A 21,603-nucleotide genomic window follows, 5' to 3' on the forward strand; every position below is an offset into this window, starting at 1 on the left:
CTCATGACCAAGGTGCTGTGCCTATTGATGACCTCGACAAGCTCGGTCATGAGCCCTCCTTCGTCGGTCTCATGACCAAGGTGCTGTGCCTATTGATGACCTCGACAAGCTCGGTCATGAGCCCTCCCGAGGTAGCGGATCGAGCAGGCTCCTGGCCTGCTCGTCGGACAGCCCCGCCACCTCGGCCACCAGCGCCTCCTCGACGGCGAGGGCCAGCGAGGCGACGGTACGGCGGTCGAAGAGCGTGCGGATCGGCAGGTCCACGCCCGCGAGGGCGCGTAACCTGGCGGCCACCCTGATGGCCAGCAACGAGTGGCCGCCGAGGGCGAAGAAGTCGTCGAACGCGCCGATCTTGTCGGCGCCGAGCACCTCGGCCCAGACATCGGCGACCAGCTCCTCGGCGTCGGTCCTGGGCGGCGTGTCGTCGCTGCCCACGGGGCCGTCCGGCTCGGGGAGCGCCGCCTTGTCGAGCTTGCCGTTGCGGGTGAGGGGGAGCGCGTCGAGCATCACCCAGTGCGTGGGAACGAGGTACGGCGGCAACGCCCGCGCCACGTGGGCCGCGAGGGCGGCCGGCGGTTCGCCGGGTGAACGCGGGACGACGTAGGCCACCAGGTCGCCGTCTCGGGCGAGCACGGCCGCCTGGCGGACGTCGGGGTGCGTGAGCAGGCAGTGCTCGACCTCGCCCGGTTCGACACGGAAGCCGCGCACCTTCACCTGGGCGTCCAGGCGGCCGAGGAACTCCAGCCGGCCGTCCCGCCGCAGCCGCACCCGGTCGCCCGTGCGGAAATAGCGGCCGTCCGGCAGGGTGACGAAGGGCGCGCCGGGCGCGTTGAGGTAACCGCGGGCCACGCCCGGGCCGCCGATGTACAGCTCGCCGGCGGCTCCGGGCGGTGTGGGAGCGCCGTGGTGGTCGAGGATCTTGATCGGGGTCGCGTGCACCGGGCGGCCGATCGGGGGGTGCGGGTCCCCGCCGGTCAGCTCGGCCGCCGTGGCGATGATCGTCGTCTCGGTGGGGCCGTACGTGTTGACCAGGCGCACCCGATCGCCGAAGCGGTCACGCCAGCGGGCCACCGCCTCCGCGCGCACCTGCTCGCCGCCGAGGATCACCAGGCGGAGCCGTTCCGGCCAGGCTATCTCGTCGATCAGGTCGACCAGGTGATGGAAGTAGGCGGTGGGCAGGTCGAGCACGGTGATGCCGGGCCGGCGCGCGAGGAGGTCGGGCAGGGTGGCGCCGCCGCCCGGCAGCAGCTCGACCGTGGCGCCCGCGGCCAGCGCCGGGTAGACCTCCTCGGCGTGGGTGTCGAAGCTGAGGGACGCGAGCTGGACGACGCGGTCGCCGGGGCGCAGGCCGTACGCGCTGCGCATCCACCTGACCCGCTCGGCCAGCCCGGCGTGCTCGACGGCGACGCCCTTGGGGGTGCCGGTGGAGCCCGAGGTGTAGATCACATATGCCAGCCCGGGCCGGGCCTCGGCCCGCTCGCCAGGCTCGATCCTGAGCCCGTCCGTGACGGTGAAGGACGTTCCTGCGGCCATGGCGCGCAGGCGCTCCGGCGGGTACTCCGGGTCCAGCGGCACGTACGCGGCCCCCGCCCGCCAGATCGCCAGCATGGCCAGCACCGCGTCGATCGAGCGCCCCATCCGGAGCCCGGCCAGGTCCCCTTCGCGTACGCCCCGTCCCGCCAGGTCCGCGGCCAGCCGCGCCACCCGCCGCTCCAGCCCGGCGTACGTCACGGTCTCGGCGCCGCAGCTCACGGCCACCTCGCCGGGATGCGCCGCCACCGACTCGGCGATCAGCCCGAGCACCGTGCCCGCCCCCGGCTCGGAGACAGGGCGATCCACGGACGTGAGCAAGGCCTCGTCGGAGGGCGTGAGCACCGGCAGCCGCGACAGCGGCACCAGCCGGTTCCCCGCGTCGGCCACCCCCCGCAGCACGACCACGAACCGCTCGGCCAGCTCCGCCACCGTCTCGGCGTCGAACAACCCGGCGTCATACCCGAACGCCACCCGCAACCGCCCGGGCGACCGCCACGCCTCCACGGTCAGGTCGAACTTGGCCTGCCGGTACCCGTCGTCGAAGAACGACATCCGCACCGGGCCGAGGCTGTCGCGTTCGCCGTCGGCGGTCTGGCTGTTCAGCGTGAACAGGGTCTGGAACATCGGCTTCCTCGACAGGTCCCGCTCGACGTCCAGCTCCGCCAGCAGCTGCTCGAACGGCACATCGTGATGAGCCATCGCCTCCAGGACCGTCCCGCGCGTCCTGGCCAGCAGCTCCTCCACCGTCGGATCGCCCGACAGGTCGCCGCGCAGCACCAGCGTGGTGCTGAGGTAGCCGATGAGCGGCTCCAGCTCCACCCGGTCCCGGCCCGCCGTCGGCGACCCGACCAGCACGTCGTCCTGCCCCGTGTGCCGGGACAGCAGGATCTGGTACGCCGCCAGCAGCACCATGAACAACGTCACCCGATGCCCGCGCGCCGTCTTCTCCAGCGCCGCGAGCAGGTCGCCCGGCACCTCCATCACGTGGAAGTCGCCCCGCGTCGAGCCCGGCCGATGCGGCCGGTCCGTGTGCAGCTCCAGCGTGGGCGGGTCGGCGAGCCGCGCCCGCCAGTAGTCGAGCGCCGCGCTCCGGTCCTGCTCCCGCTGCCACCCGGCGACGTCCCCGTGCTGTACGGCCAGCGGCGGCAGCTCGGCCGACGCGTACAGCGCGGCCAGGTCGTCCAGGAACACGGTGATCGACCAGCCGTCGGCCACGATGTGGTGCAGTACGACGCAGAGCACGTGGTCACCGGCCGCGAGCCGGACCAGCGTGACGCGCAGCGGCGGCGCGGCGCCCAGGTCGAGAGGGGCGTTCGTGCGGGCGGCGACCAGGGCACGTGCCTCGGCCTCGTCCCGGGCGGCCAGCCGCTCGATCGTGACGGGCGCGGGCCGCTCGACGACGGCCACCGGCCGCCCGTCCACCTCGGGGAACCGGGTCCGCAGCGACTCGTGCCTGGCGACCAGCCCGGTCAGCGCCCGCTCCAGCGCCGCCTCGTCCAGCGGGCCCTGGAGCCTGCGCACGATGTACATGTTGTACGAGGCGTCGGAGGGATCCAGGCGGTGCAGGAACCACAGGCGTTCCTGGGCAGGGGAGAGCGGCGGCAGCGTCCCGGCCGGGCGGGGCACGAGGGGGCTGCCCTGCTCGCCCGCCAGGTCCTCCAGCGTCGCGGCGAACCCGGCCACCGTCGGATGCGTGAACAGCTCCCGCAGCGGCGCCGTGGTCCCCGCCGCCGCCAGCCGGGCGATGACCCGGGTGGCCAGCAGCGAGTGGCCGCCGAGGGCGAAGAAGTCGTCGTCCGCGCCGAGCTCGCCGGTGCCGAGCACCTCGGCGAAGATCCGCGCCACCTGCCGCTCCCTGGCGGTGACGGGAGCCCCGCCCCGGCCCGCCGCCGGGCGCGCGGGCTCGGGCAGCGCCCGCCGGTCCACCTTGCCGTTCGGGGTGAGCGGCAGCGCCTCCAGCGGCACGACCACCGCCGGGATCATGTACGGTGGCAGCCACTCGGCGGCCCGCTCCAGCAGGTCACTCTCGTGGGTCGCGGAGGCGGGCACCACGTAAGCGACCAGGTCGTCGCCCCGCACCACCACGGCGGCCCGGCGCACTCCGGGGTGGCGTTCCAGCGTGGTCTCGATCTCGCCCAGCTCGACCCGGTGCCCCCGCACCTTGACCTGGCCGTCGCCCCGGCCCAGGAACTCCAGCGTCCCGTCGCCCAGCCACCGCACCCGGTCACCCGTCCGGTACCACCCGTCCGCGAACCGGTCCGGCGGCTCACCGGGCGAGCGCAGGTAGCCGAGCGCCAGCCCCGCCCCGCCGATGACCAGCTCGCCGGGGACGCCGATCGGCGCGGGCGAGCCCTGCCGGTCGAGCACCTGGACCGTGGTGTTCGCGAGCGGCCGCCCGATGCGGACGCCATGGGGCGAGTCAGGCACCTCCCAGGCCGTGGACCAGATCGTGGTCTCCGTCGGCCCGTACATGTTGAGCAGCCGACCCACGCGCCTGCGCAGCCTCCTGGCCAGCGCGAGCGGCAGCGCCTCGCCCCCCGCCAGGGCCACCAGCCCGGACGGGTCCAGCCCGCAGGACAGCAGCATGCTCCATCCCGACGGCGTGGCCTGCACGTGGGTGACCCCGGACGCGCCGATCAGCCGGGCCAGCGCCATCCCGTCGCGAACGGTGGCGTCGTCGGCCAGCACCAGCCGCCCGCCCGTCACCAAGGGCAGGTACAGCTCCAGCCCGGCGATGTCGAACGACAGCGCCGTGCTCCCCAGCCACACGTCGCCGGGACCTGATCCCAGCAGCCGCTCCATACCGGCCAGCAGGTTGACCAGCGCGGAGTGCGGCACCGCCACCCCCTTGGGCGTGCCGGTGGAGCCCGAGGTGTGCAGCACATAGGCCGCGGCCCCGGCCGTCGCCGCCGTCCCGTCATATGCGGCGCGGGTGGCCGGCTCGATCCGCTCGACGTGCGCGGGCAGGGGCGCGGACGGGACGGCCAGCGCGACCCGCACGCCTGCCTGGGCGAGCATGGCCGCGACGCGCCCGCCCGGCAGAGCCGGATCCACCGGCAGGTACGCGGCCCCCGCCATCATCACACCCAGCAGCGACCCCGGCAGGTCGGCCGACCGCGGCAGGCACACCGCCACCACCGACCCGGGCCCCGCCCCACGCGCGAGGAGCTCCGCGGCGACGAGCCGGGCCCGGGCGGCCACCTCCGCGTAGGAACGCACGGAGGAGCCGGACTCGACCGCCACGGCGTCCGGCCGCAGCTCCGCCTGCCGCAGGAACAGGTCCACGACCGTGCCGGACGGCACCTCCAGTGCGGTGTCGTTCCAGGCGGCCAGGAGCCGCCGCTCGTCGGCGGGCAGCAGCTCCAGCTCGGACACCCGCGCATCGGGACGGCGGGCGACGGACTCCAGCAGCGTGCGATAGCGCGCCGCGAAGCGCTCGGCCGTCGGCGGCTCGAACAGCTCGGCGCTGTAGACGAACGCGCCGCGCAGGCCGCCGCCCTCCCGTTCGCCGTCCGGCCACAGGTCCACCCGCAGGTCCACCATCGCGGGCGGCGCCCCGTGCGGGAACGGCACGCTCTCCAGCCCCGCGAACGTCGAGGCCTCGCCGTACCCGACCGCCGCGTTGTGCAGTCCGAACATGGTCTGGAAGAGCGGCGTGCGGCTGAGGTCGCGCTCGATGTCGAGCGCGGACAGCACCCGCTCGATCGGCGTCTCGCCGTGCGCCATCGCCTCCAGCACGGTACGGCGGGTCCGCCGCAGCAGTTCGGTGAACGTGGGATCGCCCGACAGGTCGCCCCTGAGCACCAGCGTGGAGGCGAACAGCCCCACCATCGGCTCCAGCTCGGGCCGGTCGCGCCCGGCCGTGGGCGAGCCCACCACGATGTCGTCCTGACCCGTGTGCCGGGCCAGCAGCGCCTGGTACGCGGCCAGCAGCACCATGAACAGCGTGCACCGCTCCGCCCTGGCCAGCCGCCGCAGCGAGCCCGCCAGCGCCGGGTCGATGGCGAACCACGCCTCCCCGCCCGCGCTGCCCCGCCGGGCCGGGCGCGGCCGGTCCACCGGCAGCTCCAGCGGCATGGCACCGTCCAGTTCGGCCGTCCAGTAGGACACGTCCGCGTCCGCGGCCCGCTGCGCCTCGGCGTACTCGGCATAGCTCGTCGCCGGCTCCGGCAGCGCGGCCCGCCTGCCGTCCCTGCGGGCGGCGTAGCACGTGGCCAGGTCGTCCATGAGCACGTTCAGCGACCAGCCGTCGCCGATGATGTGGTGCAGCACCACGCAGAGCACGTGGTCGTCAGGGGCGAGCCGGACCAGCGTGACGCGGAGCGGCGGCGCGGAGCCCAGCTCGAAGGGGGTGTTCGCGCGCTCCTCGAGCAGCCGCTCGGCCTGCTCCGGCGTGCCGAGGTCGACCCGCTCGACCGGCACCGGCCCCGGCGGGTCCACGACGGCGACCGGCCGGCCGTCGTCGCCGGGGAAGCGGGTGCGCAGCGACTCGTGCCGCGCCACCACGTCGGCGAACGCGCCGGTCAGCGCGCCGGTGTCGAGCGGACCGCGGATCCGGCGCACGACGGCGACCCGGTAGGCGGGGTCGGCCGGGTCGAGCCGGTGCAGGAACCAGAGCCGCTCCTGGCCGAGGGAGATCATGCGCGCAGCCCGCTGACCGCCGCCGCCACGCCGTTGACCGTGGGATCGTCGAGGAACACGTCGAACGGCACCTCGACGCCGAGCCGTTTCCTGATCCGCGCGCTGATCTGCGTGATCGTCAGCGAGTGGCCGCCGAGGTCGTACAGGTCCTCGTCGGGGGCGATGTCGTCGATCCGCAGGACCTCCATCCAGATCTGCCGCACCTGCTCGACCAGCTCGCGGTCGAGCGTCGCCGTATCCGCGTGCGGTACGGGGGCCTCCACCGGCGGCGCGGGCACCGGCACGGCGGCGGGCAGGGGCAGGTCGGCGAGCCTGAGGCCGGGGTCGGCGGCCAGGACGGCGCGCAGGTGCTCCCCGACCAGCTCCACGAGCTCGCGCTCGATGATGTCCGGGCTGTAGTGCAGGGTGAGCTGGAGCCCGTCGTCGCCGTCCACGGCCTGCAGGTGGAGCACGTTCCTGACCATGTGGTTCGACATCTTCCACTCGGCGGCCAGCGCCAGCCCGGGAAAGGCCGCGTCGGCCGCGCGCCGCCGGAAGCTGATCGACACGGGCGCCAGCGCGGGGCGCGGCCTGATGCCGCCGGCCGCCCTGGCCGCGGGGACGTCGCGGAAGCGGTTCAGCGCGCGTAGCTGCGCCCGCAGGTCGTGGGCCAGCTCCGCGAGGGTGGTGCCGGGCGTGGGCGCGGAGTAGACGGGTAACTCGGTGGCGAACAGGCCGATGTGGTCCCTGGTCTCCTGCCGTCTGGTGGACATGGCGACGGCGACCGCCGTCTCGGCGTTGCCGTACCTGAAGAGCAGGGCGTGCACGGCCGCCAGGAACAGCTCGAACCGCGTGACCCCGGCCCGCTCCCACCCGGACATCTCGGCCGTCAGGTCGAGCAGGACCGTCTCGCCGTGGCCGGCCGTCCGCGCCGTCCTGGCCACGCCGCCGGCCACCACCGCCGACAGGTCCCGCCAGCGCTCGCGCCAGTACGCCTCCGCCTCGGGCGGGATCGAGGCGGCCGCCCCGTACGGCATCGGCAGCGGCGGCAGCGGCCCGCCCGCGTATGCCGCCGCCAGGTCGCGCACCAGCAGGTCCTTCGACTCGCCGTCGAACACCAGATGATGCCCCACGAACAGCAGCAGATGCCGCGACGGCGACACCTCTGCCAGCGTGAACCGCGCCAGCGGTCCCCGTCCCAGGTCGAACGGCCGGGCGATCTCCTCGCGGATGAGCGCCTCCGGGACCGCCGCCCGTACGAACTCGACCGGCGGCAGGTCGGCGGCGGGCACCAGGTGCAGCTCGCCGTCGCGGTCCTCGAACGCGCACCCCAGCACCGGGTGGCGGGCGAGCACCGACTCGCACGCCTTCAGCATCGCCCCCCGGTCCAGCGGGCCGTCGAACCACATGGCGAACGGCATGTGGTAGGCCGTGCCGGTGGCGTGCATCACCTCGGTGATCCACATGCCGTGCTGGGCCTGCGATGCCAGGACCATCTTCACTCCTCTGCCATACGGCGCAGTTCCCGCTTGATGACCTTGCCCGCGGCGTTCCTGGGCAGGGCGTCCAGGTTGAGCAGCAGCGAGGGCAGCTCGTGCCCGGCCAGCCGGTGGCTCAGGAAGGCGCGCACGTCGCTGAGCGCCAGCGGCTCCCCGGCCACCACGGCGGCGGCCACGGCCATGCCCATCACCGGGTGCGGCACCCCGAACACCGACGCGTCCGCCACGGCCGGGTGCTCGTGCAGCGCCGACTCCACCTGCAGCGTCGAGACCTTGAACGCGCCCGACTTGATCACGTCGCTCTCCCGGTCGACGAGATACAGGTAGCCCTCGTCGTCGAGGTAGCCGAGGTCGCCCATGCGTACCCAGCCGTCCTGGAAGGCGTCGTCGCGGTCGGAGCCGTAGTACGCGCGCGGGTGCGCGGCGGCCCGCAGCCACACCTCGCCGGTCTGCCCGGGTCCGACCGGGCCGCCCTCGGCGTCGGCGATCTTGAGCTGGGAGCCGCCGGCCGCGCGGCCGAGCGAGCCGGGGCGTTCGGCGTCGTAGATCATGATGGTCTGCGCCGGTGCGGCCTCGGTGGAGGTGTAGTAGTTCGCGACCGTGGCGTTCGGGAACGCCGCGGTCAGCTCGGCGGCCACCTTCGGGGGCAGCGCGGCGGCGGCCGAGCCGAGCAGCAGCACGCTGGACAGGTCGTGGCGGTCCTGCACGCGGGCGCCGAGCAGCTCGACGGCCATGGCGGGGACGACGAAGACGGTGCCGGCCGCGTACGACTCGATGAGGGCGGCGAAGCGGGACGGGGTGAAGAGCGGGAGCGTGACCACCGCCGGGGCGGCGGTGAGCGCGTGGAGCAGCATCACCTGGCCGGCGTTCGTACCGATGGGGAAGGCGTGCACCAGATGCCGGGAATGCGCGAACGGGCGGCGCTTGGGGTGGACGGGCGGGGAGGTCAGGTTCGCGTGGGTGGCGGCGACGCCCTTGGGGCGGCCGGTCGTGCCGGAGGTGTAGAGGATCTGGGCGAGCGACCGCGGATCGATCTCCGGCAGGGCAGCTGTACCGGATTGTTGCGATAAGTCCTCGTACGGGATGCCTTGGGGGAGCGTCGTACCGCGGCCGTGCACCACCGTCGTCGCGCCGCAGTGCTCGACCATGTACGCCAGCTCCGGCGGGGCCAGCCGGTCGGACAGCGGCACCGCCACGCCGCCCGCCTTCAGCACGGCCATCCAGCTCACCGCGTAGTCCAGCCAGTCACGGCCGCCGAAGACCAGCGCGACCCGATCGCCCTCGAGCGGCCCGGGGAGCGCGCGGGCGACGGCGGTGGAGCGCTCGTCCCACTCGGCCAGGGTCAGGCTGCCCTGACCGGCGACGATCAGCGCTTCGTGGCCGGGGTCGGTGGCGGCTCGGGACGTCAGGAGATCGGGCACTGGAAGGGCCGACTGAACCACCCCCAGAATAATTTTCGTCGTGCCGCTTGACGCTAGAAAAAATGCACAAATGCGTCAAGCCCTACCTGCAGGCGCTTGCCGACATCTGGCACCGCGTGACACACTCGCCCCGGATTCCCCGACGAGGGAGGGTTCACCAGGTGCTGATGGATGGGGAGCTCCACGAGCGGCTCGCCGACATGATCGCCACGGCCGCCGACGGCGCGGTCGATCCGGCCGAGGTGCTGGCCGGGCAGGCCCGGCTGAGCGATCTCGGCGTCACCTCGCTGGCTTATTTGCGGCTGATCGACGCGGTGGAGGACGAGTTCGGGGTCGAGCTCGACCCGGCCGCCGTCGACAGCCTGGACGCGTTGGTGGACTACGTACGGCTCCATGCGTGAAGCCTGCGACGTGCCGCTGACTGTGCCGCTTACCTGGGGGCAGCAGGACATCTGGCGCGCGGTCGTCGCGGCCGCCCCTCAGGAGCGCTACCTCAACATCGCCCGCTCCTTCGCCGCCCCCAAGCGGCGGCCCATCACCGTGGAACGCGCCGCCCAGGCCCTCGAACTGCTGGTCGCCAGGCACGAGTCGCTGCGCACCCGGCTCGCCGGCCCCCGCGACGCGCCGTTCCAGCGGATCTCGGCGGAGGTTCGCCCTCCCTACGAGGTGGTCCCAGCGGCGACCTCTGGGCCTGTCGAGGAGGTGTGCGAGAGGCTGGCGGCCGAGCCGTTCGCGTACTGGGAGGAGTGGCCGCTGCGGGTGGCGTTCGTGGTGGCCGGGGGACATGTCCGGCACATCGCCTTGGTCCTGTGCCATCTCGCCGCCGACGGCCACGCGGCCGACCTCGTGGTCAAGGACTTCCGCCTCCTCCTGCTCCGCGACTCGCTGCCGCCCCCGGGCGGCGCCACGCCCCGGGAGCTGGCCGCGTGGCAGCGCTCGGACGCCGGTCGGCACTTGTCGGAGGAGACGATCGCCTCCTGGCTGGAGGAGTACGCCCGCATGGACCCCGTGCCGCCGTCCTCGCACGTGCCGGGGGAGCCGCGGTTCCTGGAGGCCACGCTGCGCTCGCCCGCGCTGGCCGCCGCCGCGCAGGCGCTCGCCGCCCGCAACCGGGTCAGCTCCTCGACCGTGCTGCTGGCCGGGGCGATGCGGCTGGCCGGCGGGCTCACCGGGCAGCGGTTCTGCGGGATGCGGGTGATCGTCAACAACCGCTTCGCGGCCGGCCGGCGCGACGTGGTCTCCACGATCTCGCAGGAGGCGCTGGTGGTGCTGGACCTCGACACGGACTCCTTCGACGCGCTGGTACGCCAGGCGTGGGGGACGGCGCTGCGGGCGTACCGGCAGGCCCAGTACGACCCGTACGCGATGCAGGAGGCGGTCACCGGCGTGGGCCCCGGGATCAGGTCGTTCGGCTGCTTCAACGACCAGCGGCTCGTGCAGGAGGACAGCGCCTCTTCCAGCGCGGTCGAGGGCAAGACGGAGCTGTCCTGGACGGATGCCATGGACCGCAACATCTGCGACTTCCGCCTGCACATCGGCGGCGAGCCGGACCTCATGGAGGTCTCCTGCTACGCGGACACCGCCCTGTTACCGCCGTCCGGCATCGAACAGTACCTCCTTGACCTGGAAGGACTGATCGTGGCGGCCCGAGGATGAGCCTGTACGCCGAGGCGACGTCGTGCGCGCAGGGGGAGGAGCTCCGCTTCCGGCTCCTCGACGGGAGCGGCGGCCCGATCACGGTGGAGGACGTACCCTCGGGGCGGGTCATGCTGCGGGACGAAGCGGCCGAGGAATCGATCTGGACCCTCAAGGTAGGGCAGCACTGGCCCAGCTCCCTCTACCGAGCCATTTACCACGATATTTCGGCATATTTCGTGGTACGCGGCGCTGAGCCCACTTCGCCCATCCTGGTGTCCATCCCGTTCCCCACCTGGGAGGCGTACAACCGCCCGGGAGTCCCCGGCGAGGGCCTCTATCAGTCGGAGCAGCCCGACCGGGCCGTCAAGGTCACCTTCGACCGCCCGGGCGCGGGCCCGCAGATCGAGGAGTGGGAGCTGGGCCTGCTCCGCTGGCTAGGCCCGGCCGGCTACACGGTCGACTACTGCTCGGGCCTGGACCTGCACGACGGCCTCGGCTTCCTGTCCCGCTACCGCCTGCTGGTCGTCAACGGCCACGACGAGTACTGGTCGTGGGAGATGCGGGACACGGTCGAGGAGTTCGCCCGCCGCGGCGGGAACATCGCCATATTCTCCGGCAACACCTGCTGGTGGCAGGTCCGCTTCGAGGACGACCTCCGTACCATGGTCTGCTACCGCGACGCCACCGCCGACCCCATGGCCGCCACCGACCCCGGCAGGGTCACCGTCGAGTGGCCGAGTGACCCCGTCAACCGCCCCGAGAACACCCTCACCGGCCTCTCCTTCAGGAACGGCGCCGGCTGCTGGGTGGACTCCCGCGTCATGTCACAGGAGTCCTACACCGCCAGGTTCGCCGGCCACTGGGTCTTCGAGGGCACGGGGCTGGCGGACGGTGACACGTTCGGCAGGGGAGCGATCGGCTACGAGACGGACGCCGCCGACCTCGAATGGGTGGCCGGCGTACCCCGGGCGAGCGGCCGCGACGGCACCCCGCCGTCGTTCGTCGTCCTCGCCACCGCCGACCTGACCCATTGGCGCCGCTACGGCAAGGGCGGCGCCGCCACGATGGGCATCCACCGCCTCGGCTCCGGCACGGTCTTCAACGCGGGCACCATCAACTGGGGCAACACCCTCCAGGACCCGGTCCTGGCCACCATCACTCGAAACGTCCTCAACCGCCTCTCCCGCCGCTCCTCCACCCCCGCCTGGGACACGATCGGCCCAACCCCGCACCCGCCCGCTTCGCCTGGCTCGGGCGCTGCGCCGGGCTCCGCCGTACACCGTCTCCCCGACGCGGCGCCCCAGAGGGCGAAGGGTGGCGCGTCGGATGCGGCGCGCCACGGGACGGCAGGCGGTGCGTCGGGCACGACGACTGGCGGTCTGCCCGGTGCGGTGGATCATGCGGCGGCGGGCGGCTCGTCCGGTGCGGGGAGTCACGAGACGGCGAGCGGCGCTTTCGATGCGGTGGCGGGTGACTCGCCGTCCAGGCCTGGCGTGCGGGCGCTCGTGTGCTGCGAGAACCGCCTGTACGCGGTGTCCTCGGAAGGGACGCTCGCGGTTCGCGACGTCTCGGGTCAGAACCTCCCCTGGCAGGCGATCGGCGAGACCGACGCGATCGCCCTCGCCGCGCCCAGAGAGGCGCACGGCGGCCCGCCCGCGGGCTTGTACGGTGTCGCACCCAACGGCGCCATCCGCTACTGCGACCCTGCCCCAGCCCCCCAGCCGTGGCAGGACGCTCCCGACTGCGAGCCCGTCTCGGTCCCGCAGCCGTGGAAAGACGTCAGCCGGGCGCCCGAGGGCACCATCGGCCTGGCCGCCGTGGACGAGGGCTTGTTCGCCGTCACCTCGGCCGGCGAGCTGTGGCATCTGCCCATCCGGCGGCTCGACGCGCACGACTGGAGGAGGGTGGGTCCGGCAGCCGGAGTGGTGAGCCTGACCGCCATGAACGGCCGGCTGTTCGCCGTCTCGGCGGACCGGATCCTGGTCAGGTCGGCCGAGCGGCACGAGTCACCCTGGACCGACCTCGGCCCCGCCGCCGGACGCACCGCGCTGGCCGCCACCGGGGGGCGGCTCATCGGCGCGGGACCCGACGGTCTCCTCCGCTGGCGCTCACTCGTGGGCGGCCCCTGAACGGCGGCCCCCGAAGAGCGGCCCGTGGACGGGGGGTTCCCTACGGACGGTCGCTCTCGTAGGCGAGCCACTGCGCACACGTGTGCAGCCCGTAGTCCAGCGTCACGCTCGCCCGCCACCCGAGCTCGACCCCTGCCCGCTCGACGTTCACCAGCGCCCCCGCGGGCTCGTCCGATGTCTCGACGTCCATCGGCCGCACCGCCTGGGACACCGCCTCGGCCAGCTCCCCCATGCGCACCCGCTTCCGATGGGCGATGTTGTAGACGCGCCCCGCGGAACCCCGTTCCAGCGCCGCCAGCACCGCCTTGGCGACGTCCTGCACGTGTACGAGCTGCACCGGGCACCCGGAGACAGGCGCGGGCCGGTTGAGCGACGACCGCAGCACCAGCTCCGCAACCGGTCCCCGCTGCGGCATGCCGGGCCCGTACGGCTCGCCGAGCCGGAGCACCACCGCCCCGGCCGCGGCCTCCTCCACCTGGAGCAGCGCCCGGGACAAGGGCGTGGCGGCGGGGCTGACGGGCGTCTCCTCGTCCGCCCACTTCCGCTCCGGGTAGACGTGGAACGAGCTGAGCAGCACCCCGCCGGGCCCGCCGGCGAAGGCCGCCCGCGCCAGGCGTACCTCCTCCCCGGGGTCGGCGTCCGGGGACCAGCCGAGCGCGCAGACGTGCACCACCGGCACGCCGGCCTCCGGCCCGGTGAGACGGAAGCCCCGATCGGCGAGCGCGTCCGACAGGTGCTCCCGCACGAACGTGCTCGAACCGGTCACGGCCACCGGCCCGCGATCCACACAGCGAGTCGAGCGGTCCGCCCGCCCCGCCTCCAGCTCTGCGCGCGCCACGTCGCGTCCCGTCCCGAGCCCTGCGCGCGCCACCTCGCGCAGTCCGGCCTCCAGCCCCGCGCGCGCCACGTCGTGCAACTCCGCCGACAGCCCGGCCAGCTCCCGCCACCCGAGCTCGTGGCACAGCCCGCCCGGCCCCATCGTGGCCAGCGCCTCGTCCAGCACCCGCGCGTCGCCCCGCTCGCCCCGGTGCACGGCCCCCATCGTGTACGCCGTGAGCCACAACGGCCAGTGCCGCCCGGCGCCCGCCCGAGCCCGCAGCGAGTCGGCGTCGATGCCCAGGCCCGCCAGGTAGTCCTCGCACCGCAGGTCCCGCCACCGCCTCGACCCGGGGACGCGTACGGCGCACTGCGCGACGCCCCGCTTGAAGAAGGGGATCACCGGCAGGTCGTCCAGCACGGCGCCCTCGCCCCGGTCCGCCAGCGGGTCGTCGGTGAAGAAGCACGGCGAGCGGCGCAGCCCCTGGAAGTCGTTGTCCACCAGGCTCGCCAGGTCCTCGTGCTCGGCCAGGCTCGGCACCGCCACGAACACCCGCACCCCGGCCTGCCGCAGATAACGCCCCATGAGCACGTCGTCGGGCCAGGTGTCGCCCCGGTCCTTCGCCCACTCCACGTACCCCTCGGCGACCTCCCTGGGCAGCAGCAGCGCCGCCACCGGCGTGTACTCGCCCGCCCCCGCCACCCACCGCGCCCCGGCCAGCGCCCCCTGGCGGACGGCGGCGCCGTTGCGGGAGTTCCAGAACGCGAACAGGGCGAGCGCGGCGTCCGGCATGGCGCGGGCGGCGCGCTCGGCCCGCTCGAAGAAGGTGCTGGACAGCACCATGTCGTCGTGCAGCAGGAAGTGGTGCGTGGAGCTCTCGGGGATGCTCGACCAGGCCAGCAGCGACGTGCGGAACGCCGAAGGGCGGCCGGCCGGATCGGGGTCGGTGACGACGTCGAGCACGTCGCCGGCCAGCCGTTCGGCCGCCTCCCTGCGCCGGGGATGCGCCATCACGGCACCGCTCAACCGCACGCCGCCGATCCCGGTCATGTGCCCAGGCATGCGCCTACCGCGAGCTCGCCCGACTCCACCAGGTCCAGGGCGTCGCGCCGTTCCTCGCCCTCCCATTGCACCTCGCGCACCACCAGCAGCCCAGACCCGCAGGCCACCAGCACCCCGCCGACGCCGGTGGACCACACGGGCGCGAGCACGGTCCCGGCGGGTTCCGTCCCGCCGTACTCGACGAGATCCGCACTGTGCACGTACAGCCGCCGCCCCGACACGGACGTGAACGCCCCCGGATAGGGCGCGGCCAGCGCGCGCACCCAGTCGTAGAGGTCGGAGGCGGGACGGGACCAGTCGATCACCCCGTCCTCGGGCCGCCGCTTCTCCCACCAGGACCCGCCGGGCTCCTGGGGGCGGGCCACGACGCGGCCCTCGAGCAGCAGCGGGATGTACGTCGCCAGCAGGTCCACGTTGATCTGCGTGACCTTGCGGTAGACCGCGCTGACGTCGTCGCGCCGGCTGATCGTGAACTCCCGCTGCGCGATGAGGTCGCCCGTGTCGGCCCCTTCGTCCAGGAAGAACAGGCTGACCGCGCTCGTCTCCAGCCGCTTGATGATCGTCCACGGCAGCGCGGCCCGGCCCCGCCCCTCGGGCAGCCGGGTGGGATGCAGCCCGATCGACCCCAGCGGGCAGGCCGACAGCAGGGGTTCGCGCACGAGCTGCGACCATCCCGCGATCACGAACAGGTCCATGCCCTTGACCAGCTCGTACGCCTCTCCGTCGTTGATGTCGGAGGTCTCCAGCAGCGGGATGCCGTGCTTGTCCGACGCCTCCCGCAGCGGCGCGTACCCGGAGCGGTGCTGCAGCTTCGGCGGGTAGCCGATCAGCAGCGACGGGGGAGTGCCCTGGGCGACCAGCACGTCCACCGCCGGAGCGGCGAACTCCATCCCCGTGGCGAACGCGTACGTCTTCACAGGACCTCCCTCAACACCCCGAACGCCTCCGCATGAGTGACACCGATCTCCGCACCGCGCAACGTGGCCAGCGCCGTCACCGACTCCTCGCTCCTGATGTGCGGCGAGGGCCGGTGCTGGCTCTTGTACGCCCGCAGCGCCGCCAGCTTCCGTTCCATGTAGGCAGAGATGTCGCAGTACGCGGTCGAACGGGGCATCGGCTCGGACGCCCACTGGATCTTCGACATCTCGTACATGAAGACGTTCGGCACCAGCCACTTGCCGAACTGCTGCGCGATCGGCCGGGCGGCGGCGAACCCGGCGTCGAAGACCGCGACGTGGTCCTGGTCGTAGTCGGCGAAGCTGGGCAGCAGCAGCAGGTCGGGCCGCCGCTCGTTCAGCGCCTGCTCGAACAGGTCGACCAGCTCCCTGCGCGGCAGCGTGTCGAGCCGCTCGGTCAGCCCGCCGTCCCCGTACGCGATCTCGAAGGTGAAGCCGAGCAGGCCCCGCACGGCCTCGATCTCCTCCAGCCGCTGCGGGTAGGTCGTGGCGCCGTCCAGCCCGTAGTGGCGCATGCCGTCCACCGCGAGATACAAGACGTGCACCTCGGCCCCGGCCTCCGCCTGCGCCGCCATCAGACCGGCGCAGCCCAGGACCTCGTCGTCGGCGTGGGGGGAGATCACCAGGACGCGGTCAAAGCGGCGCATTCACTGCCCTTCGGTCCTCGCGGGCGCGGTAGTAGTCGGCGGTGCTCAGTATCAGCTCGTCGAGCGTAACGCGCGGCCGCCAGCCCAGGTCGGTCGCCGTCCTGAGCGCCGGGATCTTGTGGAACGACTCCGCCTCCGCGTAGTGGGGGCCGTGCACGCTCCTGCCGTCCACGCCGACGATGGGCGAGGGGCTGCCGAGCAGCGACTTCACGCGCTCGGCCAGCTCCATGACGGTGACGGCGTTGGCCGGGTTGCCGACGTTGATGATGACGTCATCGCCGTCCAGCGCCATGTCCATGTAGCCGATGAGGAACGCCGTCAGGTCGCTCGCCGCGACGAACGCCCTGACCTGCTCGCCGCCCGCGAACACCGTGATCGGCCGCCCGGCCAGCGCCTGCTGCACGAAGGTCGGCATCACGAACCCGCCCGCCCGCGACTGCCGCGCGCCCGCCACGTTGAACGGCCGGATGACGATCCCGCGCAGCCCGTGCCGGCGGCTGTTGCAGACCATGGCCTCGGCCAGCGTCTTGGCGATCGCGTACTCGATGCGCGTGTTGTACTGGGTCGGCACGACGATGTCGTCCTTCTCGTCCAGCACGCCGCTGCGCCCGTACACCTCGGCCGAGCTGAACATGCACAGCGGCACCCCGGCGCTGACGCACGCCTCGATGACCGGCGCGGTGCTCCCGATGATGTCGTGCCCTAATCGCCCCGAGCGCGACAGGATGCTGGCCGGGCCCACGTAGGAGGCGGCGTGGATGACCCGGTCCACGCCCGCGAAGTCGCCTCCGGTCGCCAGGTGGTCCTCCACGCGCTCGCGGATGACCGTGCAGCGGGGATCCGCGTCGTAGTCCTCGCCGTCCACGACCGCGCCGGCGTTCGAGTCGATGATCCGTACGCGGTGGCCCGCCGCGAGATAGGCGTCCACCAGATGAGAGCCGATGAAACCGAGACCGCCAGTGATGACTACTTCGCCACCTGGTGCTCGCACGGACCCGCCTTTCCCGCTCGAGGAAAACGGTCACACAGGGCTATGTAGCCCCTTAGTCACTTAGCCAGGGATTAAAACAGTTTTCGTGGTTCTTGTCACCCATGGCCACAATTTTCACCATGGCGCGTGAAGCCGGGCCGACAGGGGTAGCACCCGGGTGCGTTGACCTTGGGAGACGCCTTGGGAGACGCCTTGGGAGACACTTTGGGAGACGTCGCCGATGTCCATTGAGCTCGACCTCCTGCCCAGCGGCTTCGTGCGGGCCATCGAGGAGATGGCGCTGGTGGACCACCACGTGCACGGTGTCACGTCCCACGACCTGTCGCGCAAGGCGTTCGAGGAGATGATCACCGAGTCGGACCGGCCGGTGCCTCCGTGGATGACCCAGTTCGACTCCCAGCTCGGCTACGCCATCCTGCGCCACTGCGCGCCGGTGCTCGGGCTCGACCCGTACTGCACGCCGGAGGAGTACCTGGCCAGGCGCGCCAGGCTCGGCGCGGACGAGACGAACCGGCTGCTGCTGGCCGCCAGCGGCATCGGGCACTTCCTCGTCGAGACCGGCTACCGGGGCGAGGAGCTGCTCGGCCCGTCCGGCATGGCGGAGGCCAGCGGCGTGCCCGCCGACGAGGTGGTGCGGCTGGAGACCGTGGCCGAGCAGGTGGCCGCCAGCGGATGCGGGGCCGGCGCGTTCGCCGACCGGTTCGCGGAGGCGCTGTGGGAGCGTACGCGCTCGGCGCGCGGGCTCAAGAGCATCGCCGCCTACCGGTACGGGCTCGACTTCGACCCCGCGCCGCCCTCGCGCGAGGAGGTCACGGAGGCCGCCGGGCGCTGGCTGTCGGAAGGGGGCAGGCTGGCGGACCCGGTGCTGCTGCGGCACCTCATCTGGACGGGGCTGGAGCGGGGGCTGCCGCTGCAGTTCCACATCGGGTACGGCGATCCGGACGTGGACCTGCGCCGGTCGGACCCGCTGCTGCTGCGCGGGCTGATCGAGCTGGCCGAGCCGACCGGGGTGCCGCTGCTGTTGCTGCACTGCTACCCGTACCAGCGGCACGCGGGGTTCCTGGCGCACGCGTACCCGAACGTGTTCTTCGACGTGGGGCTGGGGGTGAGCTACACGGGGGCGCGCAGCGTGGCGGTGGTGGCGGAGAGCCTGGAGGTGGCGCCGTTCGCGAAGATCCTCTTCTCGTCCGACGCCTTCGGGCCCGCCGAGCTGCACCACCTCGGGGCGCTGCTGTGGCGGCGGGCGATGGCGCGGGTGCTGGGCGGGTTCGTGGCCGAGGGGGAGTGGTCGGTGGAGCAGGCCATGCGGGTGGCGTTCATGGTGGGCGCCGGAAACGCCCGCAGAGTCTACGATCTGGGGGGCGGCTAGCGACCTTTCCGGCGAGGACGTCTAGGCTCGGCCACGATGGACCTCGAAACATTCGCCCCAGGTTCGGGACTCCTCGAACCCCGGGCCGCACTCCGCTCCGACGCGCCCGCCCTCGACCTCAACGGGACGTGGCGCTTCCGCCTCTCACCCACCGCGAACATCCCCGATGACTTCGCCCAGCCGTCCTTCGACGACTCGGACTGGGGCTCGCTCCCGGTCCCGTCTCATTGGAACCTGCACGGCCACGGCGCGCCCGCGTACACGAACGTCGACTTCCCCATCCCGATCGACCCGCCCCGAGTCCCGGACGAGAACCCGACCGGTGACTACCGCCGCGTCTTCGACCTGTCGGAGGGCTGGACGGGTGGGCGGCTGCGGTTCGAGGGCGCCGACTCCTTCGCCAGGATCTGGCTCAACGGCCACGAGCTGGGCTTTTGGACCGGCAGCAGGCTGCCCGCCGAGTTCGACGCGGGGCCGTACCTCCGGCCCGGGCGCAACGTGCTCGCCGTCCGCGTGCACCAGTGGTCGGCCGCCACCTACCTGGAAGACCAGGACATGTGGTGGCTGCCCGGCATCTTCCGGGACGTCACGCTCACCCGCTCCACCGCCGACGTCTTCGTGCGCACCTCCTACGCCGACGGCCACGCCACGCTCAGCTTCGAGGGCTCCGGGAGGCTGAGCGTCCCCGAGCTCGGCGTCGCCGACCTCGCGCCCGGGGTCGAGGTGCCGGTGGAGGCGGAGCCGTGGACGGCCGAGACGCCCCGCCTGTACGACGCTGTCGTGACGTTCCCCGAGGAGACCGTACGGCTGCGCATCGGCTTCCGCACGATCTCCATCGTCGACGGCGTGCTGCTCGCCAACGGCCGCCCGCTGCTGTTCAAGGGCGTGAACCGGCACGAGTTCCACCCGTCGCGCGGCCGGGTGGTCCCGTACGAGACGATGCGCGAGGACGTGCTGCTGATGAAGCGGCACAACGTCAACGCCGTCAGGACCAGCCACTACCCGCCCCACCCCGACTTCCTCGACCTGTGCGACGAGCTGGGCCTGTGGGTGATCGACGAGTGTGACCTCGAGACCCACGGCTTCGGCGAGGTCGGCTGGCGCGGCAACCCCACCGACGACCCGCGCTACGCCGACGCGCTGCTCGACCGCATGCGCCGCATGGTCGAACGCGACAAGAACCACCCCAGCATCATCATGTGGTCGCTCGGCAACGAGGCGGGCGTCGGCCGCAACCTGGCCGTCATGGCCGACTGGACCCGTTCGCGTGACTCGTCCCGGCCGATCCACTACGAGGGGGACCGGTCGTGCGCGCACACGGACGTGTATTCGCGCATGTACGCCTCCCACACCGAGGTCGAGGCCATCGGGCGGCGCGAGGAGGCGCCCCTCGACGACCCCGCGCTGGACGCGCGGAGGCGGGGCATGCCGTTCATGCAGTGCGAGTACGCCCACGCCATGGGGAACGGGCCCGGCGGGCTGGCCGAGTACCAGGAGCTGTTCGAGCGGTATCCGCGGCTGGCCGGAGGGTTCATCTGGGAGTGGATCGACCACGGGCTGGCGCATCCTGTCCATGAGTACGCGTACGGGGGCGACTACGGGGAGCCCGTGCACGACTCGAACTTCGTGATCGACGGGCTGGTGTTCCCCGATCGCACGCCCTCGCCTGGGCTGGTCGACCTGAAGAAGGTGTTCGAGCCGGTCCGTTTCGAGTTCGGGGACGGCGTGGTGCGGGTCGTCAACGGCCACGGCTTCGTGGACCTGTCGCACCTGGAGTTCGTCGCCACTGTGGAGGAGAACGGGGAGACGGTGGCCGAGCATCAGTTGCCGGTGCCCGCTGAGGGCGGGGAGGTCAAGCTGCCCTTCACGTCCGGCTCCGGCGACGGGGACGGCTCGGAGGCCGAGCTGTGGCTGACCGTGCGCGCCGTTCTGGCCTCCGACCAGCCGTGGGCCGCGGCGGGGCACGAGATCGCCTGGGGCCAGACCCGCCTCACGCCCACCGGAACGCCCACAGCACCGCGACCCGCCGCTCCCGGCTCTCCGAGGCGAGTCGTCGTGGACGGGCAGGAGCGTCACGTCCTCGGCGACGCGGCGTTCGACCCGGCCACCGGACGGCTCGTGCGGCTCTTCGGCCTTGACGTCGAGGGCCCGCGGCTCGACCTGTGGCGGGCGCCGACCGACAACGACCGGTACGGCGGCCTGGAAGCGAAGTGGCGCGGCCTCGGCCTGCACCGCCTCACGCACCGGGTGGACTCCGTGGACCTCGGCGACGAACTGACCGTACGCACCAGGGTCGCGCCCGCGGCCACCGACCTCGGCATGCTGGCGACGTACCGGTGGGCCCTGTCCGGGGACGGCGAGCTGCTGCTGACCGTGGACATCGAGCCCGACGGCGACTGGCAGGATCCGATCCCGCGCCTCGGCCTCACGATGACCCTGCCGGGGACCGCCGTGGACCGGGTCACGTGGTTCGGGCGCGGGCCGGGCGAGGCGTACCCGGACACGGGCATGTCCGCGCGGGTGGGCCGCTGGACGGCCACCATCGAGGAGCTGCAGACGCCGTACGTCTATCCGCAGGAGAACGGCCACCGGGCCGGCGTGCGGTGGGCCTCCTTCGGGGCGTTCACGGTGTCAGGCGATCCGGTGTTCGGACTGACGGCACGCCGGTGGAGCGCCGACGAACTGGCCGCCGCCTCCCACCGGCCCGACCTGGTGGCGGGTGACCGGGTGCACCTGCACCTGGACCTCGCCCACCAGGGCATCGGCACCGCCACGTGCGGGCCGGGGACGCTGCCGAAGTACGACCTGAGGGCGCACCCCGCCACCTTCAGCCTCCGCTTCGCGCCAGGGACCCGCTGACACCGCGGGCCGGGTGCCGCCCACGACTGTGGGCGGCACCCGGCCGCAACGGGACGCGGCGC

12 protein-coding genes are annotated in these 21,603 nt (G+C 73.0%); 5 read left to right on the forward strand and 7 right to left on the reverse strand.

What is annotated here, in order from left to right:
* Window positions 1-114: 114 nt before the first annotated feature.
* Genes ACQPWU_RS25165 through ACQPWU_RS25175 form a run of 3 tightly spaced genes read right to left on the reverse strand, consistent with a single transcriptional unit; the run spans window position 115 to window position 9,073 of the window.
* Entirely contained in the window at window positions 115-6,174 is a 6,060-nt protein-coding gene (locus ACQPWU_RS25165; RefSeq protein WP_433444170.1) for an amino acid adenylation domain-containing protein, read from the reverse strand.
* Window positions 6,171-7,649 (reverse strand): condensation domain-containing protein, encoded by a 1,479-nt coding sequence (locus ACQPWU_RS25170; RefSeq protein WP_433444171.1) that lies wholly within the window; start codon window positions 7,647-7,649, stop codon window positions 6,171-6,173. Before ACQPWU_RS25170 ends, ACQPWU_RS25165 begins: the two co-directional genes overlap by 4 nt.
* A 2-nt stretch (window positions 7,650-7,651) precedes the next feature.
* Window positions 7,652-9,073 carry a class I adenylate-forming enzyme family protein gene (locus ACQPWU_RS25175; protein ID WP_433444172.1) on the reverse strand — a complete coding sequence of 474 codons (1,422 nt, stop codon included), beginning with the start codon at window positions 9,071-9,073 and terminating at the stop codon, window positions 7,652-7,654.
* Between the two features lie 167 nt (window positions 9,074-9,240).
* Here ACQPWU_RS25175 and ACQPWU_RS25180 point away from each other — a divergent pair, with 167 nt between their 5' ends.
* Genes ACQPWU_RS25180 through ACQPWU_RS25190 form a run of 3 tightly spaced genes read left to right on the forward strand, consistent with a single transcriptional unit; the run spans window position 9,241 to window position 12,840 of the window.
* Window positions 9,241-9,474: an acyl carrier protein gene (locus ACQPWU_RS25180; protein WP_433445285.1), complete on the forward strand. Its 234-nt coding sequence runs from the start codon at window positions 9,241-9,243 to the stop codon at window positions 9,472-9,474.
* Entirely contained in the window at window positions 9,467-10,729 is a 1,263-nt protein-coding gene (locus tag ACQPWU_RS25185) for a condensation domain-containing protein (protein ID WP_433444173.1), read from the forward strand. The genes ACQPWU_RS25180 and ACQPWU_RS25185 overlap by 8 nt, the downstream gene beginning before the upstream one ends.
* The gene (locus ACQPWU_RS25190) at window positions 10,726-12,840 is read left to right on the forward strand and encodes a N,N-dimethylformamidase beta subunit family domain-containing protein (protein WP_433444174.1); all 2,115 of its coding nucleotides are present in this window, start codon (window positions 10,726-10,728) and stop codon (window positions 12,838-12,840) included. Before ACQPWU_RS25185 ends, ACQPWU_RS25190 begins: the two co-directional genes overlap by 4 nt.
* A 40-nt stretch (window positions 12,841-12,880) precedes the next feature.
* Here ACQPWU_RS25190 and ACQPWU_RS25195 read toward each other — a convergent pair whose 3' ends face one another.
* From ACQPWU_RS25195 to ACQPWU_RS25210, 4 genes are read right to left on the reverse strand one after another with little or no spacing between them, the layout of a single operon-like run.
* The gene (locus ACQPWU_RS25195; RefSeq protein WP_433444175.1) at window positions 12,881-14,707 is read right to left on the reverse strand and encodes an NAD-dependent epimerase/dehydratase family protein; all 1,827 of its coding nucleotides are present in this window, start codon (window positions 14,705-14,707) and stop codon (window positions 12,881-12,883) included.
* Window positions 14,704-15,636 (reverse strand): methionyl-tRNA formyltransferase, encoded by a 933-nt coding sequence (locus ACQPWU_RS25200; protein ID WP_433444176.1) that lies wholly within the window; start codon window positions 15,634-15,636, stop codon window positions 14,704-14,706. Before ACQPWU_RS25200 ends, ACQPWU_RS25195 begins: the two co-directional genes overlap by 4 nt.
* Entirely contained in the window at window positions 15,633-16,322 is a 690-nt protein-coding gene (locus tag ACQPWU_RS25205; protein ID WP_433444177.1) for a PIG-L deacetylase family protein, read from the reverse strand. The genes ACQPWU_RS25200 and ACQPWU_RS25205 overlap by 4 nt, the downstream gene beginning before the upstream one ends.
* Entirely contained in the window at window positions 16,309-17,313 is a 1,005-nt protein-coding gene (locus tag ACQPWU_RS25210; protein ID WP_360701721.1) for an NAD-dependent epimerase/dehydratase family protein, read from the reverse strand. Before ACQPWU_RS25210 ends, ACQPWU_RS25205 begins: the two co-directional genes overlap by 14 nt.
* Window positions 17,314-17,533: 220 nt before the next feature.
* Between ACQPWU_RS25210 and ACQPWU_RS25215 the strand changes: the two genes are divergently transcribed.
* Both ACQPWU_RS25215 and ACQPWU_RS25220 read left to right on the forward strand, forming a co-directional pair.
* A complete protein-coding gene (locus ACQPWU_RS25215; protein WP_433444178.1) occupies window positions 17,534-18,682 on the forward strand; it encodes an amidohydrolase family protein in 1,149 nt (382 codons plus the stop codon).
* A 36-nt stretch (window positions 18,683-18,718) separates the two neighbouring features.
* Entirely contained in the window at window positions 18,719-21,541 is a 2,823-nt protein-coding gene (locus ACQPWU_RS25220; RefSeq protein WP_433444179.1) for a glycoside hydrolase family 2 TIM barrel-domain containing protein, read from the forward strand.
* Window positions 21,542-21,603 lie beyond the last annotated feature (62 nt).

The sequence above is a fragment of the Nonomuraea sp. CA-141351 genome, assembly GCF_050944675.1.
Classification (GTDB): Bacteria; Actinomycetota; Actinomycetes; order Streptosporangiales; family Streptosporangiaceae; genus Nonomuraea.